We start from the raw sequence: 15,038 nt of genomic DNA, 5'->3' as shown, positions 1-15,038 counted from the left end.
GCGGTCGCGGTCCGGTCACAGTCGGGACTCGTTCCGGGCGCGCCCGCGCCGTCTGCGAGAGTGGACGCATGCACGTGATCGTCATCGGCGGCGGCATCTCCGGACTGAGCGCGGCCCACCGCCTGCTGGCGGGCGGCGCCACCGTGACCCTGCTGGAGGGCTCCGGCCGGTTCGGCGGCAAGCTCCGCACCGGCGACCTCGCGGGCACCCTCCGCGTCGACCTCGGCGCCGAGTCGATGCTCGCCCGGCGCCCCGAGGGCGTCGACCTCGCCCGGTCCGCCGGACTGGACGACGCGCTGCAGCCGCCCACCACCGCGCGTGCGGCCGTCTGGACCCGCGGAGCGCTGCGGCCGATGCCCACCGGCCACCTGATGGGCGTCCCCCCGGATCCGGCCGTGCTCGGCGACGTGCTCTCCCCGGACGGCCTCGCCCGGGTCGCGGAGGACGCGGTGCTGCCGCGCACCGAGGTCGGCGAGGACATCGCCGTCGGCGCGTACGTCGCCGCCCGCGTCGGCCGCGAGGTGGTCGACCGGATGGTCGAGCCGCTGCTCGGCGGCGTCTACGCGGGCGACCCTTACCGCCTCTCGCTGCGGGCGGCGGTCCCCGCGCTCTACGAGATCGCCCGCACCGAGCGCTCGCTGCTCGCCGGCGTCCGCGCGTACCAGGAACGCGCCGCGGCCGGGCGCGCCGCCGACCGCGCCCCGGAGCCGGTGTTCATGGGCATCGACGGCGGCGTCGGGCGGCTGGCGGCCGCCGTGGCCGATGCGTGCCGCCGCGCCGGCGCGGACCTCCGTACACGCGCCGCCGTACGCCGTGTGCGGGCTGCCGCCGACTCCGGCCCGGCCTCCGCCCCCGTCTCGGGTGAGGGGCGCTGGCGGGTGGAACTCGACGGCGGCGGGACGCTGAGCGCCGACGCCGTGATCGTGGCCACCCCCGCGCCCGCGGCCGCCCGGCTGCTGGGGGACGCCGCGCCCGCGGCGGCCGCCGAGCTGGACGCCGTCGAATACGCCTCGATGGCGCTGATCACCATGGCCTTCCGCCGCTCCGACCTGCCCGCCGTGCCGCCGGGCAGCGGCTTCCTCGTCCCGCCCGTGGACGGCCGCGGCATCAAGGCCGCCACCTTCTCGGCCAACAAGTGGGGCTGGACCGCCGCCCAGGACCCCGGCCTGTTCGTGCTCCGCACCTCCGTCGGACGCCACGGCGAGGACGACTGGCTGCGCCGCGACGACGCCGACCTGGCCGCCCTCTCCCGCCGCGACCTCGCCGACGCCGTCGGTCTCACCGCGGTCCCCGTCGACACCGTCGTCACCCGCTGGGAGAACGGCCTCCCGCAGTACCCCGTCGGCCACCTGGAGCGCGTCGCCCGCGTCCACCGCGACCTCGACACACTCCCCGGACTCGCGGTGTGCGGCGCCGCGTACGGCGGTGTGGGCATCCCCGCCTGCGTCGCCGACGGCCGTCGCGCCGCCGACCGGACCCTGCGTACGGGCCCGGCCGCGCGCGGGGGAGAATGAGCCCATGACTGCTGAACCGGAGAGGGCCGCGAACGCGGGCAAGAAGGCCAAGGACCTCAACGAGGTCATCCGCTACACGCTCTGGTCGGTCTTCCGGCTGCGCGAGGTGCTCCCGGACGACCGCGCCGGCTACGCCGACGAGGTCGAGGAGCTGTACGCGCAGCTCGCCGCGAAGGACGTCGTCGTCCGCGGCACCTACGACGTCTCCGGGCTGCGCGCCGACGCGGACGTCATGATCTGGTGGCACGCCGAGACCGCCGACGCCCTCCAGGACGCCTACAACCGCTTCCGCCGCACGGAGTTGGGACGGGCGCTGGACCCGGTGTGGTCCAACATGGCGCTGCACCGCCCCGCCGAGTTCAACAAGTCGCACATCCCCGCGTTCCTCGCCGACGAGCGGCCGCGCGACTACCTGTGCGTGTACCCCTTCGTGCGCAGCTACGACTGGTACCTGCTGCCCGACGAGGACCGGCGCCGGATGCTCGCCGACCACGGCAAGATGGCCCGCGGCTATCCCGACGTGCGCGCCAACACCGTGGCGTCGTTCGCGCTGGGCGACTACGAGTGGCTGCTCGCTTTCGAGGCGGACGAACTGCACCGCATCGTGGACCTCATGCGCCACCTGCGCGCCTCGGAGGCCCGCCGCCACGTGCGCGAGGAGGTCCCCTTCTACACCGGCCGCCGCAAGCCGGTCTCGGAACTCGTCGCCGGTCTCGCGTAGCCGGCACGGCCCCCGGGCCTCAGCCGCGGAAGTGGTGGAACGGCGGGCGCGCACCGCCCAGCGCGGCCCGCAGCTCGGCCTGCGGGAGCGCCCGCACCCCGCGCAGGGCCAGCTGCGTCAGCACGGAGCCGCCGGGGGCCGGGCCGTCCCGGCCGTTCCGGGTGGCGGCTGCGTCCTGGGCCCGCAGCAGCCGTTCCCCGGCCGGCGAGGCCCAGTGCGCCGGCGGTGCCACCTCCCAGCGCGCGACGGCGAGCGTCCCGAGCGTCAGCACCAGCGGCAGCGCGAACCACGGCCAACGTGCTCCCGGGTTCGCTCCGGCACCGGCCACCAGTTCCGCGCCCACGGCCGCGGCGAGGACGAGCAGCGCCGCCCGCCGCACCTGCCGGGTCGCCGAGGCCAGACCGGTCCGCAGCGTCTCCGGGACCGCGAGTCCGGCGCCTGTCAGCCGCTCCGCCAGCGACGTCACGGCGTCGGCGGCGGCGAGGGCCGCGCGCACCGGCGGTATCCGGGACTGGCCGCCGGGCCCGATGGCGGTGATCAGGGAGCGTTCGATGTCGTCGTGGCCGTCGGGGTCGACCACGGTGGCCCAGCCGGTGTGCGCCAGGAGCATCCGCCGCTCTTCCGACATGGACACCAGCGTGACGTCGGTGAGCCGTGCGGGGCCGCCCGCGAGGAAGGCGGTCTCGTAGAGGGTGAGTCCCCGGTCACGGTCGCCGGTGCGGCACTCCCGGTCGGCACGGGCGGATGTCGCGGCCACCCGGCACAGCCGCGCGCACGCGGCGAAGGCCGCCACCCAGGCGGTGACGAGGAAGAACACCCACATGGGTGAGTTCTACCCGGGGTGACCGGCACGGCGCCAGACATCGCGCACGACGCGGGCAGAAGGCGACTTCCGCCCCAGCTGCGACGGGAGCCTGAAGTGGCGGCGGGGGCCCGGACGACGTCCGGGCCCCCGCCGCCGTCCGGTCAGTGCCGCCGGAACGGCCCGGTCACGGCGAACGTGGTGCCGGGGTCGTAGCAGTTCACGAACATCGTGCGGTTGTCCGGCGTGAAGGTGACACCGGCGAACTCGCCCCACGCGGGCTCCTCCGGGGTGCCGGTGTTCTGCCGGTTGCGCGCCATCGGGTAGACGTCGCCGCGGTGGGTGAGGCCGTAGACGTGCTGGGCGCCCTGCCCGTCCTCGCAGACCATCAGGCCGCCGCTGGGCGCCAGGCAGATGTTGTCCGGCTCCTCGCCGGGCATGTCCAGGTCGCTGTCCGGCCCGAACACCACGACCAGCGTGAGCCGGTTCCGGTGCGGGTCGTAGCGCCACACCTGGCCGTAGTGGTCGCCGGCCGAGCCTTCCGCGCTCTTGGCGTAGGAGGAGACGAAGTAGACGCTGCGGCCGCCCCAGTAGCAGCCCTCCAGCTTCTGCGCGTGTGTGATGCCGCCGCGCCCGAAGTCCTGGTTGCGGATCGGGGTCTCCCGCGCCAGCGGGTCGGGGACGTCGATCCACTCGATGCCGTCGAAGCTCGCCCCCGGCTCGTCGATCGCCGACAGGTCCGGCACGTCCGGCACCCGCATGGCCTGCAGCGTGCCGCCCGCGCGCAGCGAGTCGAAGCCGCCCTTCGGCCGGTGCGGCAGGAAGCGGTAGAAGAGGCCGAAGGGGAAGTCGAACGCGTCCTCGGTCTCGTACACGACGCCGTTGCGCGGGTCCATCGCGATGGCCTCGTGCTGGAAGCGGCCCATCGCGGTGAGCGGCTCCGGGACCGTGCGGTGCTCCCGGCGGAAGCCGACCTCGAAGATGTAGCCGTGGTCCTTGGTGTAGCCCTCCTCGCCGGCCTTGAACTCGGTCTCCTCACAGGTCAGCCAGGTGCCCCAGAGGGACGGGCCGCCCGCGCAGTTGGTCGAGGTGCCGGCGATGCCGACCCGCTCGTCGCGCACGTCGAGGTCGCCGTCCAGCTCCAGCAGCGTGCAGCCGCCCTCCGCGGCGGGGTCGTAGGTGAGCCCCCGCACCGTGGGCACGGCCTGCCGCGACTCCATGCGGTTCTCGTGGTTGCGGACCAGCCAGGTGCGGTCGCGCCGCCCGCCGCCCCGGCGGTCGTGGTCGTCGCGGCGCCCGGCGGCGAAGGCCGCCATGCCGTCCGCGTTGCTCGGCACCTTGCCCTCGCCGGAGCGCATCTCCTCGCCCTCGCGGGAGAGCACCTTGTAACGGAAGCCGCGCGGCAGGTCGAGGAGGCCGTCCGGGTCCGGCACGAGCGGGCCGTAGCCGTCCCGGCCGTGGCCCGCCGCGGAGGCGGTCCCTGCGAAGACCTCGGAGATCGTTCCGGAGAAGGCGATGCCCACTCCCAAGGCACCCGAGCCGGCCAGTACTTGACGTCGTGAGGTGGACATCGGTCACGCTCCCTGTTGGCGGACAGGACACAGACCACGTGTGTCTACCACGTGTACCCCTCCCGGCACACCAGGCACGGCCGATCCGTTCCCGCCCGTCACCGCCGCGCTCGAGGGCAGGTGGGGACGTCTCCGGACATGCGCGTCACGCCGGGCGCAGGTCCGCGGCGTCCCGGGCCAGGGCGGTGAGCCGGGAGATGGCGCGGAAGTACTTCTTCCGGTAGCCGCCCGCCAGCATCTCCTCGCTGAACAGCCGGTCGAACGGCACCCCGGAGGCCAGCACCGGCACCTCGCGGTCGTAGAGGCGGTCGGCGAGCACCACCAGGCGCAGCGCCGTCGACTGGTCGGGCACCGGCTGGACGCCCGTCAGGCACACCGCCGCGACGTCCTCGCACAGCGCGCCGTACCGGCTGGGGTGGACGGAGGAGAGGTGGTCCAGCAGAGCGGAGAAGTCGTCCAGCGTGGCGCCCGGCGTGGCCTGCGCGGCACGCGTGACCTCCTCGTCCCGCGCCGGTGCCGGGGCCTCGGGCAGCCCGCGGTGGCGGTAGTCCTCGCCGTCGATGCGCAGCGGGCGGAAGTGCGCGGAGAGGCCCTGGATCTCGCGCAGGAAGTCCGCGGCGGCGAACCGCCCCTCGCCCAGCCTGCCGGGCAGCGTGTTGGAGGTGGCCGCCAGCGCCACGCCCTGCTCGACGAGCCGGCTGAGCAGGGAGGACACCAGCACCGTGTCGCCCGGGTCGTCGAGTTCGAACTCGTCGATGCACAGCAGCCGGTGGCCGCCCAGCGTGCGCACCGTCTGCTGGAAGCCGAGCGCGCCGACCAGGTTCGTCAGCTCGACGAACGTGCCGAAGGCCTTCTGCTCCGCGGGCGCGGGGGCCGCGTGCCACAGCGAGGCCAGCAGGTGCGTCTTGCCGACGCCGTACCCGCCGTCGAGATAGACGCCGCGCGGGCCCTGCGCGGCCGTCGCGTCGCCGCGGCGCTCGCGGCGGAACCAGCGCCGCTTCCCGCCGCCCGCCCGGTCGGGCCCGCCGATGCCCGCGGCGAAGCCGCTCAGCACCTCGACCGCCTCCCGCTGGCTCGGCTGCGCCGGATCGGGGAGGTAGTTCTCGAACCGCACCGAGTCGAAGCGGGGAGGCGGCACCATCTCGGCCACCAGCCGCTCCGGCGGCACCCGCGGCTCGCGGGAACTCAGGGAGCCGGGCGCGGACCCGTCGGCGGCGCCGTCGGGGACGTGGGCGGGGTCGGTCGGGCGGGAGGGGGAGGTGGACACGCCCTTCATGCTACGAGGTGCGGGTGCGCGGCCCGGTGCCCGGCGGCCCTCGCGTGCGGCATGCCACACTGCCGCTCATGCGACGCCTGTTCCCCGCCGACACGCCCGGGACCGCCGAGTCCGCAACCCGCGACGAGGAGCGGCCGAACACCGAGTGGAGCCTGGACGCGCTCGCGGCGGCCTACGCCTACCCGGACTGGGCCGGACCGTCCGGCGGCGGCCGTTCGTTCCTGCGCGCCAACATGGTGTCCTCGCTGGACGGCGCGGCCCACCACGGCGGGCGTTCGCAGCCGCTGTCCTCCGCGGCCGACATGCGGATCTTCGGCGTGCTCCGCGCCCTGGCGGACGTGGTGGTCGTGGGGGCGGAGACGGTGCGGCAGGAGGGGTACCGCCCGGCACGCCGCCGCGAGGCCTTCGCAGCCCGGCGCGAGGCGGCCGGGCAGGGCCCCGCGCCCGCCCTCGCCGTGGTCAGCGCGAGCCTGGCGCTGGACTTCTCGCTGCCCCTCTTCGCCGAGCCGCTGGTGCCCACGCTGGTGCTCACCGGTGCCAGGGCCCCGGAGGAGCGGATGCGGGCGGCCCGCGACGCGGGGGTGGAGGTCGTGGTGGCGGGCGACAGCGCCCTGGTCGACCCCGCGCTCGTGCCCGGTGCCCTGGCCGAGCGCGGGCTGACCCGCCAGCTCACCGAGGGCGGCCCGACGCTGCTGGGCCGGCTGACCGCCGCCGGCGTGCTGGACGAGCTGTGCCTGGCGGTCTCGCCCCGGGTGGCGCTGGGCTCCGCCGCGCGGGTGATGAACGGTCCGGTCCTCGACACGCCCGCCGACTTCCGCCTCCACTCCCTCCTGGAGGAGGACGGCTTCCTGTTCTCCCGCTACCGCAAGATCGGCGCATCGGCGGAATGAGACGTTCCGCTTAGGCCGCTGGGGGCAGACTGAACACCGAAGGGCCCCGCGCGTGGCCGGGGAGAATGGTTTCTGTCCGGTTGCGGGCCGTGCGCCCGCGTACGGCAGCGGGCCCGCCGGCCCGCGTACGAGGAGGCGCTCGCCGTGTTCACGACCGTGCTGATGATCGAGAAGCCGCTGGTGTCCGACGACGTCGAGATGGTCACCACGCTGCACGGGGACGAGACCGTCTCCTTCGTCGTCCTGATGCAGCCCCGCGGCGATCAGGACCGGCTGCTGCGCGCCCTCGACGACGTCGCGCTCGGCGCACTGGACCAGGCCGTCCACGAGGGGGAGGAGCCGGAGGGCGGAGCGGCGTCGCAGCCCGCGCGGCGCGCGCTGGAGCACTCGCTCAGAGCGCTGCGGGAGACGGGGGCGGAGGCTGTGGGCCGGATCATCGAGCGGCACCCGCTCGACGTGCTCACCTCCGTCGTCGACGAGACCCGCGCCGACGAGGTGATCGTGCTGACCGCACCCCACCTGGTGGAGGAGTTCTTCCACCGGGACTGGGCCTCGCGCGCCCGCCACAAGGTCGGGGTCCCGGTCCTGAAGCTCTTCGCGCACACCACGTAGCGCGTGGCGGAGGGCCGGGCCGTCGTGCGGGCGGCCCGGCCCCCTGCCAGTCGTGCCGGTCAGACCCGGTCGGCGGCGATCAGGAGGTACTGGAAGGAGCCGTCCCGGTAGGAGTTGATGAACGCCTCCTCGATCCCCGTGACCAGGGAGGAGGTGGCCCGCAGCTCCCAGTAGGGCAGGGTCGCCTCCGTCAGGTCCACGACCGCCGCCGGCACGAGACGGTTGTCGGCCATCGCGCGCAGGTACTCGCGGCGGGAGTGGATGTTGCACTCGAAGTGCGCGTTGATCTGGGAGACCCACTTCGAGGGCTGGCCGTGACGCGGGTTCCAGCAGCCGGTGATCGTCACGTAGCGGCCGCCGGTGCCGAGGACCCGGGAGTGCTCCGCGAACAGGTCGTGCAGGTCGACGTACATGCTCGACTCGTTGTTCCACGAGGCCGCGGCCCGGCCCGACTCGAACGGCATGTCGAGCATGTTGCACACCCGGGCCCGTACCCGGTCCGCGACGCCGAGTTCGCGTGCGCGCCGGTTGGCGAAGTCGGCCTGCTTGGCGGACAGGGTGAGGCCCTCGACCCTGCAGGCGAAGCGCTGGTGGGCCATGACCATCGACCCGCCGCGGCCGCAGCCGGCGTCCACGAGCGTGTCGTCACGTCCCACGGGGCCGAGGTGGTCCAGCAGGACCTGCGTCTGCGCCGACTCCAGCCGGTGCAGCTCGGCGATCAGCCGCTTCTCGTACTCGCCGTCGCCGGCGTCTCCCAGGGCGTCGCGGTCGACCTCGCCGACCCCGTAGTGGTGGTGGTAGAGCCCGTCGACGTCACCGAGACGGAGGTTCACCGGCCGGGCCTCCTCGTCCCAGTACCGGGCGATCTCCCCCTGGTAGGGCGACGCGGGCGCGGGGACGAAGGGGGCGGGAACCTTGAGGTCGGTCGACTGGTTGCTCGTCACAGAGCGGTCCTTTCTCACCAGAAATCAGGCAGGCTGTAGCGGTAGGTGTTGGTCCGGTGCCAGTAGTGGTTGCCGTCCACCCACGCGGCCACGCCGCGCAGGAAGCGCAGCAGGGACGGGACGGGGCAGGCGGCGGCCAGGGCGGCGGCCTCCGTCTCGAAGGCGTGCATGAGCTCGTTGTGGATCCCGATCGCCTTCAGGTACGCCTCCCGTTCGGAGAGGCTTTCCCGCTCGGCGATCACCACGGGCAGGTTGAGGTGCGTGCCCGGGCTCTTCAGCTCCTTGGTGTAGGAGTACAGGTCGTTGACGACGGTGGTGGCGTTGCTGCCGAGCGCGATGACCCGCTGGGTGTCGGGCCGCGCGTGCAGATCCGCCGGGAGCTCGTAGCCGCCGACGGTGTCGGTGATCGTCGGGCAGGGGCGGAAGTTGTTGAACTGGCGCATCGCCAGGTACTCCCACACCTCGGGCACCTGCTCGGCCTGGGCCCAGGCGGCCTCCGCGAGGTATCCCAGGTGGAGCCGGCTCATGTCGTGCCGGTACCGGTCCGTCTGGGAGGGGGTGGCCTGCCGCCGGAAGTACTCCATGGCGGAGCGGTAGGCGCGGCGGGGCCCGTCCGAGGCGAGGGACTCGTCCCACGCCGGCTCGTACTCCCGCACGGTGTGCAGGGGGTCGAGCGCCGTGTGCGCCAGCAGCAGCCGGCTTCCCAGGCCGACCGGGGAGCCGCCGTGGTCCTCGCAGTAGCAGTCGTCCACGGCGTTCTCGGCGACCATCAGCCGCGTGGCGATCATCAGATGGTCCACGGTGGGGGCGTCCGGGTGGCAGGCGACCATGTAGCGCCCGACGGCGAAGCCGTCGAACTGGTCCTCCCACTCCGGTGGATACGCCCGGGCCTCGTCCACGGCCCACGCCTTGATCCTGCGGTCCACCTCCGCCACCCGTGCGGGGTCCGGTTCCGGCACGGGATGGTGGTACAGGCCGGGGATCGCCGCGCCCTCCGCCGGCGCCCCCGCGCCCTCGGGCGGGGCCTCCGGCTCGGCGGAGGCCCCGGCGCGGGCCGGGTGCAGCCCCGCGGTGCCCAGGCCCCGCGGGCCGTCCAGCAGTCCCCCGAGCGCGCCGCCGCCTGCGCCGCCCGTGCCCTCGCCCGGCAGGCCGACCGCGCCGTCGCCGGTGCCGCCGCTCCCGCGGGCGTCGGGCACGGGCACGGGCACGGGCCGGACGAGGGTTCTCGCGGCCCCGCCGGGCCCCGGCGGAGGGCCGGGCAGCGGGGGACCGGTGTCGCGGTCGGACATCCGTGGCTCCTCGGTGAGATCGGTTGCGGCCGCCCCGGCTTCCGGGAGGGCGCTGGGCCCCCCGGATCACGGGGCACGGGGACAATCCGCGGGAATCCGTGCAGTTCGCCGCCACCGTACGGCCGGTTCGTCCCGAACAGTGCGGGTGGACGGCGGAGTTACCTCGATGCGGTGTTCTTGCCGCGCGTCGTGTTTGCGACCGCGCAATCCGGGGTTCCTGCCACCGGCCGACTGCGCGCGCCGGGCGCACGCCGCGGTGAGAACGCCAACGAGGCGGGTGTGGGGCGCCCGCATCCCCGTGGTTCCCTCGATCCGGCTCTCCGGTGCTCCGCCGCGCGGCGCGCTGCGCCCCGGCGCGTGCTCGCCGCCACGAGCCCCCGGCGGGCGTGTGGGGCCCGGTGCCCGCAGGGGCTACTAGGCTGAGCCGCAGACACCGACCGGCTCAGCGGCGCGCAGCGCCCGAGCGTACGACCTGGGAGAACCGCCGATGCCGCCGACGCCGACGACCGCCGCCGTGCCGCCCGCCATGGAACGTCCGCACTTCATCGGCATCGGCGGCGCCGGCATGTCCGGCATCGCGCGCATCCTCACCGCCCGCGGAGCGGACGTCGCCGGCAGCGACGCCCGCGAGTCGCCCACCGTCACCGCGCTGCGCCAGGCCGGCGCCACCGTGCACGTCGGCCACGACAGCGCCCACCTGGCCGCCGACGCGACCTGCGTCGTCGTCTCCAGCGCCATCCGCCCCGACAACCCGGAGCTGCGCGCGGCGGCCGAGCGCGGCCTCCCCGTCGTGCACCGTTCCGACGCGCTCGCCGCGCTGATGGAGGGCCGCCGCGCCCTCGCCGTGGCCGGCACCCACGGCAAGACCACCACCACCTCCATGCTGGCCGTCAGCCTCGGTTCCCTCGGCCTGGAGCCGTCGTACGCCATCGGCGGCGACCTCGACGGCCCGGGCACCAACGCCGCCCACGGCGACGGGGACCTCTTCGTGGCCGAGGCCGACGAGAGCGACCGCAGCTTCCACAAGTACGCCCCCGAGGCGGCGATCATCCTCAACGTGGAGCTGGACCACCACGCCAACTACGCGTCGATGGACGAGATCTACGAGTCGTTCGAGACGTTCGTCGGCCGCATCCGCACCGGCGGCACGCTGGTGATCTCCGCCGACCACGAGGGCGCCCGCGAGCTGACCGCCCGGGTCCGCGGCCGCGAGGGCCTGAACGTGGTCACGTACGGCGAGCGCGACGACGCCGACGTCCGTGTCCTCCGCGTCGTCCCGCACGGCCTCACCAGCCGGGTCGCCGTCGCACTGGACGGCGAGGAACTGGACTTCATCGTCTCGGTGCCCGGGCGCCACTACGCGCACAACGCCGTCGCCGCGCTCGCCGCCGGCGTCGCGACGGGCGTTCCCGCCGACGGCCTCGCGGACGCCCTGCGCACGTACACCGGCGTGAACCGGCGCCTCCAGCTCAAGGGGGAGGCCAGGGGCGTGCAGGTCATCGACACCTACGCGCACCACCCCACGGAGATGACCGCCGACCTGGAGGCCATCCGCAGCGGGCTGCCGGAGGACGCGCGGGTCCTGGTCCTCTTCCAGCCGCACCTCTTCAGCCGCACCCAGGAGCTGGCCACCGAGATGGGGGAGGCCCTCACCCTCGCCGACGCCTCCGCCGTCCTCGACGTCTACCCGGCCCGGGAGGACCCGATCCCCGGCGTGACCAGCGCACTGATCATCGACGCGGCTCTCGCCGCCGGGGCCGACGTCCAGCACGCTCCCTTCCGCGACACCGCTCCGGACCTGCTCGCCGGAATGGCCAAGCCCGGCGATGTCGTTCTCACCATGGGAGCGGGGGACGTGACGGACCTCGGTCCGCTGATCCTCGCCCGCCTCGCCGACTGACGCCCGCCCGCGACCTGGGAGGATGCCACCATGGCCTACGAGATCGACAAGCCGGACGAGCAGTGGCGCGCCGAGCTCTCCCCCGAGGAGTACCGGGTGCTGCGCCAGGCAGGGACGGAGCGCCCGTTCACCGGCGCCTACACGGACACCGAGACCACCGGCGTGTACCACTGCCGTGCCTGCGGGGCGGAACTGTTCCGGTCCGGCACGAAGTTCGCGTCGCACTGCGGGTGGCCGTCGTTCTACGACCCGTCGGACAGCGACGCGGTGGAGCTGATCTCCGACCACTCGATGGGCATGACCCGCACCGAGGTGCGCTGTGCCCGCTGCGGCTCCCACCTGGGCCACGTCTTCGAGGGCGAGGGCTACCCCACCCCCACCGACCAGCGCTACTGCATCAACTCCGTCTCCCTCCGCCTCGAGCCGACCGACGACTGACCGCGCGGCGTCAAGCGGGCAGTCCGCGTTTCACCCGGTGAGCCTCCGCGCCCAAACTCGCCCCAGCGGGAACGAGGGGAGCATCTCGCAGGCCCGCGTCTCGCAGGTCGAACGCGGTGAGATCCACAACCTGGAGACCATGCGGTCGTATGCCGCGGCTCTCGGCGCGCGGATCACGGTGTCCATCGAGTACGGCGACCGGAGGCTCGGCGCCGCGTGACCTTCTCCGAGCGCGGCGCGCCTCGGGCTCCCCGTCCGGCGGGCTGACCGCGCGGGCCTCGTGCGGTGGGCTGCTCAGGCGGCGGGGTCGCGGCACAGCACCTCGCCGTGCAGCACGGCGAACCAGCCGTCCTCGCACGCGCCCCACTCCCGCCACGCGTCCGCGATGCGCGCCAGCGCGGCGCTGGTCACGTGGCCGCCGTCGACGGCCCGGCGGGCGTATCCGGACGACACCGTGCGTTCCGCCCACAGCCCGCTCCACCAGGAGCGTTCCTCCGCTCCGGTGAAGCACCAGGCCGACGCGGTGGCGGACACCTCCGCGAAGCCCGCCTCCCGTGCCCAGGCGTACAGGTGCCGCCCGGCGTCCGGCTCGCCGCCGTTGGCCCGGGCGACCCGGCGGTACAGGTCCAGCCACGCGTCCAGGCCGGGCACCCGTGGGTGCCAGGTCATGGCTGCGTAGTCGGAGTCCCGCGCCGCGACGACGCCGCCGGGCCGGCACACCCGCCGCATCGCGCGCAGCGCACCCACCGGGTCGCCCAGGTGCTGGAGGACCTGGTGGGCGTGCACCACGTCGAACGAGGCGTCCGGGTACGCCGGCGCGTACACGTCTCCGACGGCGAACTCCACGTTCGGCACCCCACGTTCGGCCGCCGCCTCCCGTGCCTGCGTCAGCACGCCGGGGGCGGCGTCGATGCCGGTCACGTGTCCTTCCGGCCCCACGGCCGCGGCGAGGTCGGCCGTGATCGTCCCCGGCCCGCACCCCACGTCCAGCACCCGCATGCCCGGCCGCAGCCGCGGCAGCAGGTACCCCGCCGAGTTCTCGGCGGTGCGCCAGCGGTGGGAGCGCAGTACGGAGTCGTGGTGGCCGTGCGTGTAGACGGCGTCGTCCCGTGCCATGCCGGAACCCTAGACCGTGTCCGCATGGTGGTCGACGTCGTTCCGGATCGTGGACGCCGCCGGGTCAGCCCTGCGGGTCGAACGGGATGCCGTCGGGCTTGGCCTTCGACAGTTCGTGGGCGAAGGAGGAGTCCCGGATGCCGAGTTGGGCGCTGCCGAAGTCCGCCTGGGTGAGCCGGTCTCGGAAGTCGGAGGGGTAGCCGTCCCAGCCGACCAGCGGCGGGTACTGCCAGGCGCCCTTGTGGTTCTCCGGCTGCTCGTCGAAGCCCGCGAAGCGGAACGCGTGGGTGGAGATCCCGTCCTTGTGGTAGACGATCTTCGGGTGGGTCGCGCCCTCCCACGCGACGTCGCCGCGCGAGCGGATCTGGTAGTCGCCGTGCGCCGACGCCGACACGTACTGCGGCGCACCGCCGTCCGGGACCCACACCACGACGTGTTCCCAGTCGTGCCGGTGACCGCCGATCCCGGTGCCGGGGAGCGCCTGGTCCTTCTCGAAGTAGAGCGCGTACAGGTAGGCGCACCAGCCGTTGTTGCACGCGGTGCGCGAGTAGGCGTTGGTGTTGTCCAGGTCCCAGGCGTCGCGGCAGTTGCCGTTGACCGCGCCGCCCAGGTCCAGTCCGGGAGCGATCACGCCGTTGCTGCCGATGGCGGGCGTCGGGTAGCAGCCGTCGCCGTCGTAGTCGAGGGCCGGCTGATAGGACCGGTCCGCTGCCGGCGCGTTGCCGGCGAGCGCGGGAGGCGGCGCGGCGAAGGCCACGCCCGAGGTGGCCAGCAGCAGTGCCGCGACGGAACCCGCCGTGACCGACAGTCTCCCGAACCACCTTCGCCGTCCCGGCCGTTGCTCTCGCATGGGTGCCCCTCCAGTGACCTCGTCGGAATGTGGTGCGCAACCGGCCCGTCGGGCGGCTGCCCCATGAAACACCACATTGACTGCACGCGGTCAATGACGCGGGAAAACCGGGAGCGGGCCCCAGCCCCGGGTCCGTAGGCTCGCCGGATGCGGAGCCACGATTCCGGGAGAGACAGGGCGAGCGGTCCGGCCCACACGTCGGGGGCCGTCCGGGACCGGCTGGTCGTGCGGTTCGGTCCGGAAGCGCTCGCCTGGTGCGACGCGCTGCCCGGCCTCGCGGGAGAACTGGCGGCCCGCTGGGACCTCGAACTCCTCGCATCCCACGGCGGAGGCACCTCACGCGTCTTCCGCTGCCGACGAGGTGGCGCCGGGACGACCGTGTGGCTGAAGGTCACGCCCGCGCCCGCGATCGCGCGCGAGGAGGCGGAAGCCCTGCACCGCTGGGCGGGGTCGCCGTCGGTCGTCGGCCTGCTCGCACAGGATCTCCAGGCCGGGGCCCTGCTGCTGGAGGATGTGGCACCGGGTCTCCCCGTGCAGCGACTCGCCGGGCGTCTGCCCGAAGTGGCCGCCCTGCTCCGCGCCTTGCGGGAGCCGTCGCCCGCTCGGGAAGGACCCTCGGCGCTGCGTCCCCTCTCGGAGCGGGTCGACTTCCTCTGCCGTCTCACCGAGCGCAGAGTGGACGCCGCCGCGGCGCCCGGGTGCTTCGACCTCGCGCTCCTCGAACGGGCCAGGGCCAGGTGCCGGGAGCTGTCCGACAGCGGTCCGGTGGGCCTCGTCCACGGAGACCTCCACCCGGCCAACGTGCTGTCCGGTCCGGGCGGGCGCCTCGTGGCGATCGACCCGAGGCCGGCGTGGGGCGACCCCGACTTCGACGCGGTGGACTGGGTGCTCGACGGAGTCTCGGACCTCGCCGCGCTGAAGCGGCGGGCCGCGGAACTCGCCGCCATGGTGCCCGGCCAGTGTCCCGACCGCGTGCTGGGCTGGTGCCGGGTCCAGGCGCCGCTCGCCGCCGTCCCCCGGATCTGCGCCGGGCGGGACGACGAGCAGACCCGTTTCCTCCTGGCCCTCGCGGGGCGCTGAACTCCGGGGCGTCAGGTGACCGTGAGCGCGGGGCG

At 74.4% G+C, this 15,038-nt stretch carries 15 protein-coding genes; 8 read left to right on the top strand and 7 right to left on the bottom strand.

Annotated elements, in window-relative coordinates; all coding sequences use genetic code 11:
* Window positions 1–68 precede the first annotated feature (68 nt).
* Entirely contained in the window at window positions 69–1,514 is a 1,446-nt protein-coding gene (gene hemG / locus RM572_RS21290; protein WP_311674982.1) for a protoporphyrinogen oxidase, read from the top strand.
* A gap of 4 nt (window positions 1,515–1,518) precedes the next feature.
* Entirely contained in the window at window positions 1,519–2,235 is a 717-nt protein-coding gene (gene hemQ / locus RM572_RS21285) for a hydrogen peroxide-dependent heme synthase (RefSeq protein ID WP_311674981.1), read from the top strand.
* Between the two features lie 19 nt (window positions 2,236–2,254).
* On the opposite strand, the gene RM572_RS21280 is transcribed toward hemQ, so the two are convergent.
* From RM572_RS21280 to zapE, 3 genes are all read right to left on the bottom strand, one after another.
* A complete protein-coding gene (locus RM572_RS21280; RefSeq protein ID WP_311674980.1) occupies window positions 2,255–3,058 on the bottom strand; it encodes a TIGR04222 domain-containing membrane protein in 804 nt (267 codons plus the stop codon).
* 143 nt (window positions 3,059–3,201) lie between these two features.
* Window positions 3,202–4,608 carry an alkaline phosphatase PhoX gene (locus RM572_RS21275; protein WP_311674979.1) on the bottom strand — a complete coding sequence of 469 codons (1,407 nt, stop codon included), beginning with the start codon at window positions 4,606–4,608 and terminating at the stop codon, window positions 3,202–3,204.
* A gap of 145 nt (window positions 4,609–4,753) precedes the next feature.
* Window positions 4,754–5,884 (bottom strand): cell division protein ZapE, encoded by a 1,131-nt coding sequence (gene zapE / locus RM572_RS21270; protein ID WP_394813667.1) that lies wholly within the window; start codon window positions 5,882–5,884, stop codon window positions 4,754–4,756.
* A 68-nt stretch (window positions 5,885–5,952) separates the two neighbouring features.
* Here zapE and RM572_RS21265 point away from each other — a divergent pair, with 68 nt between their 5' ends.
* On the top strand, window positions 5,953–6,774 hold the full coding sequence (locus RM572_RS21265) for a pyrimidine reductase family protein (RefSeq protein ID WP_311674977.1): 822 nt from the start codon (window positions 5,953–5,955) through the stop codon (window positions 6,772–6,774).
* Window positions 6,775–6,918: 144 nt separating this feature from the next.
* A complete protein-coding gene (locus RM572_RS21260; RefSeq protein WP_311674976.1) occupies window positions 6,919–7,386 on the top strand; it encodes an indole-3-glycerol phosphate synthase in 468 nt (155 codons plus the stop codon).
* 59 nt (window positions 7,387–7,445) lie between these two features.
* Here the strand turns inward: RM572_RS21260 and RM572_RS21255 are convergent, their stop codons facing one another.
* On the bottom strand, window positions 7,446–8,330 hold the full coding sequence (locus tag RM572_RS21255) for a geranyl diphosphate 2-C-methyltransferase (RefSeq protein WP_311674975.1): 885 nt from the start codon (window positions 8,328–8,330) through the stop codon (window positions 7,446–7,448).
* A 14-nt stretch (window positions 8,331–8,344) separates the two neighbouring features.
* Window positions 8,345–9,619, bottom strand: coding sequence for a family 2 encapsulin nanocompartment cargo protein terpene cyclase (locus RM572_RS21250; protein WP_394813666.1), 1,275 nt, complete (start codon window positions 9,617–9,619; stop codon window positions 8,345–8,347).
* A 487-nt stretch (window positions 9,620–10,106) separates the two neighbouring features.
* Here RM572_RS21250 and murC point away from each other — a divergent pair, with 487 nt between their 5' ends.
* Genes murC through RM572_RS21235 form a run of 3 tightly spaced genes read left to right on the top strand, consistent with a single transcriptional unit; the run spans window position 10,107 to window position 12,177 of the window.
* The gene (gene murC / locus RM572_RS21245) at window positions 10,107–11,519 is read left to right on the top strand and encodes a UDP-N-acetylmuramate--L-alanine ligase (RefSeq protein WP_311674974.1); all 1,413 of its coding nucleotides are present in this window, start codon (window positions 10,107–10,109) and stop codon (window positions 11,517–11,519) included.
* A gap of 30 nt (window positions 11,520–11,549) precedes the next feature.
* Window positions 11,550–11,957: a peptide-methionine (R)-S-oxide reductase MsrB gene (gene msrB / locus RM572_RS21240; RefSeq protein WP_311674973.1), complete on the top strand. Its 408-nt coding sequence runs from the start codon at window positions 11,550–11,552 to the stop codon at window positions 11,955–11,957.
* Window positions 11,958–11,994: 37 nt separating this feature from the next.
* Window positions 11,995–12,177, top strand: a complete 183-nt coding sequence (locus RM572_RS21235; RefSeq protein WP_311674972.1) for a hypothetical protein — start codon at window positions 11,995–11,997, stop codon at window positions 12,175–12,177.
* Between the two features lie 74 nt (window positions 12,178–12,251).
* Here RM572_RS21235 and RM572_RS21230 read toward each other — a convergent pair whose 3' ends face one another.
* Both RM572_RS21230 and RM572_RS21225 read right to left on the bottom strand, forming a co-directional pair.
* Window positions 12,252–13,073: a methyltransferase domain-containing protein gene (locus RM572_RS21230; RefSeq protein ID WP_311674971.1), complete on the bottom strand. Its 822-nt coding sequence runs from the start codon at window positions 13,071–13,073 to the stop codon at window positions 12,252–12,254.
* Between the two features lie 64 nt (window positions 13,074–13,137).
* Entirely contained in the window at window positions 13,138–13,923 is a 786-nt protein-coding gene (locus RM572_RS21225) for an NPP1 family protein (protein WP_311674970.1), read from the bottom strand.
* Between the two features lie 147 nt (window positions 13,924–14,070).
* Here RM572_RS21225 and RM572_RS21220 point away from each other — a divergent pair, with 147 nt between their 5' ends.
* Window positions 14,071–15,003, top strand: coding sequence for an aminoglycoside phosphotransferase family protein (locus tag RM572_RS21220; RefSeq protein ID WP_311674969.1), 933 nt, complete (start codon window positions 14,071–14,073; stop codon window positions 15,001–15,003).
* The last annotated feature ends 35 nt before the right edge of the window (window positions 15,004–15,038 follow it).

Origin of the sequence: Streptomyces hazeniae, from assembly GCF_031845485.1 — a bacterium.
Classification (GTDB): Bacteria; Actinomycetota; Actinomycetes; order Streptomycetales; family Streptomycetaceae; genus Streptomyces; species Streptomyces hazeniae.
Note: the sequence above shows the minus strand (reverse complement) of the source record. Positions and strands in the feature narration are given on the sequence as shown.

What these genes read in the sequence shown, in the direction of transcription:
- RM572_RS21280 (WP_311674980.1), bottom strand. Translation starts at nt 3,058, where the DNA reads ATGTGGGTGTTCTTCCTCGTCACCGCCTGGGTGGCGGCCTTCGCCGCG.
- RM572_RS21265 (WP_311674977.1), top strand. Translation starts at nt 5,953, where the DNA reads ATGCGACGCCTGTTCCCCGCCGACACGCCCGGGACCGCCGAGTCCGCA.
- RM572_RS21225 (WP_311674970.1), bottom strand. Translation starts at nt 13,923, where the DNA reads ATGCGAGAGCAACGGCCGGGACGGCGAAGGTGGTTCGGGAGACTGTCG.
- RM572_RS21275 (WP_311674979.1), bottom strand. Translation starts at nt 4,608, where the DNA reads ATGTCCACCTCACGACGTCAAGTACTGGCCGGCTCGGGTGCCTTGGGA.
- hemG (WP_311674982.1), top strand. Translation starts at nt 69, where the DNA reads ATGCACGTGATCGTCATCGGCGGCGGCATCTCCGGACTGAGCGCGGCC.
- RM572_RS21220 (WP_311674969.1), top strand. Translation starts at nt 14,071, where the DNA reads ATGCGGAGCCACGATTCCGGGAGAGACAGGGCGAGCGGTCCGGCCCAC.
- msrB (WP_311674973.1), top strand. Translation starts at nt 11,550, where the DNA reads ATGGCCTACGAGATCGACAAGCCGGACGAGCAGTGGCGCGCCGAGCTC.
- RM572_RS21230 (WP_311674971.1), bottom strand. Translation starts at nt 13,073, where the DNA reads ATGGCACGGGACGACGCCGTCTACACGCACGGCCACCACGACTCCGTA.
- zapE (WP_394813667.1), bottom strand. Translation starts at nt 5,884, where the DNA reads ATGAAGGGCGTGTCCACCTCCCCCTCCCGCCCGACCGACCCCGCCCAC.
- RM572_RS21250 (WP_394813666.1), bottom strand. Translation starts at nt 9,619, where the DNA reads ATGTCCGACCGCGACACCGGTCCCCCGCTGCCCGGCCCTCCGCCGGGG.
- murC (WP_311674974.1), top strand. Translation starts at nt 10,107, where the DNA reads ATGCCGCCGACGCCGACGACCGCCGCCGTGCCGCCCGCCATGGAACGT.
- hemQ (WP_311674981.1), top strand. Translation starts at nt 1,519, where the DNA reads ATGACTGCTGAACCGGAGAGGGCCGCGAACGCGGGCAAGAAGGCCAAG.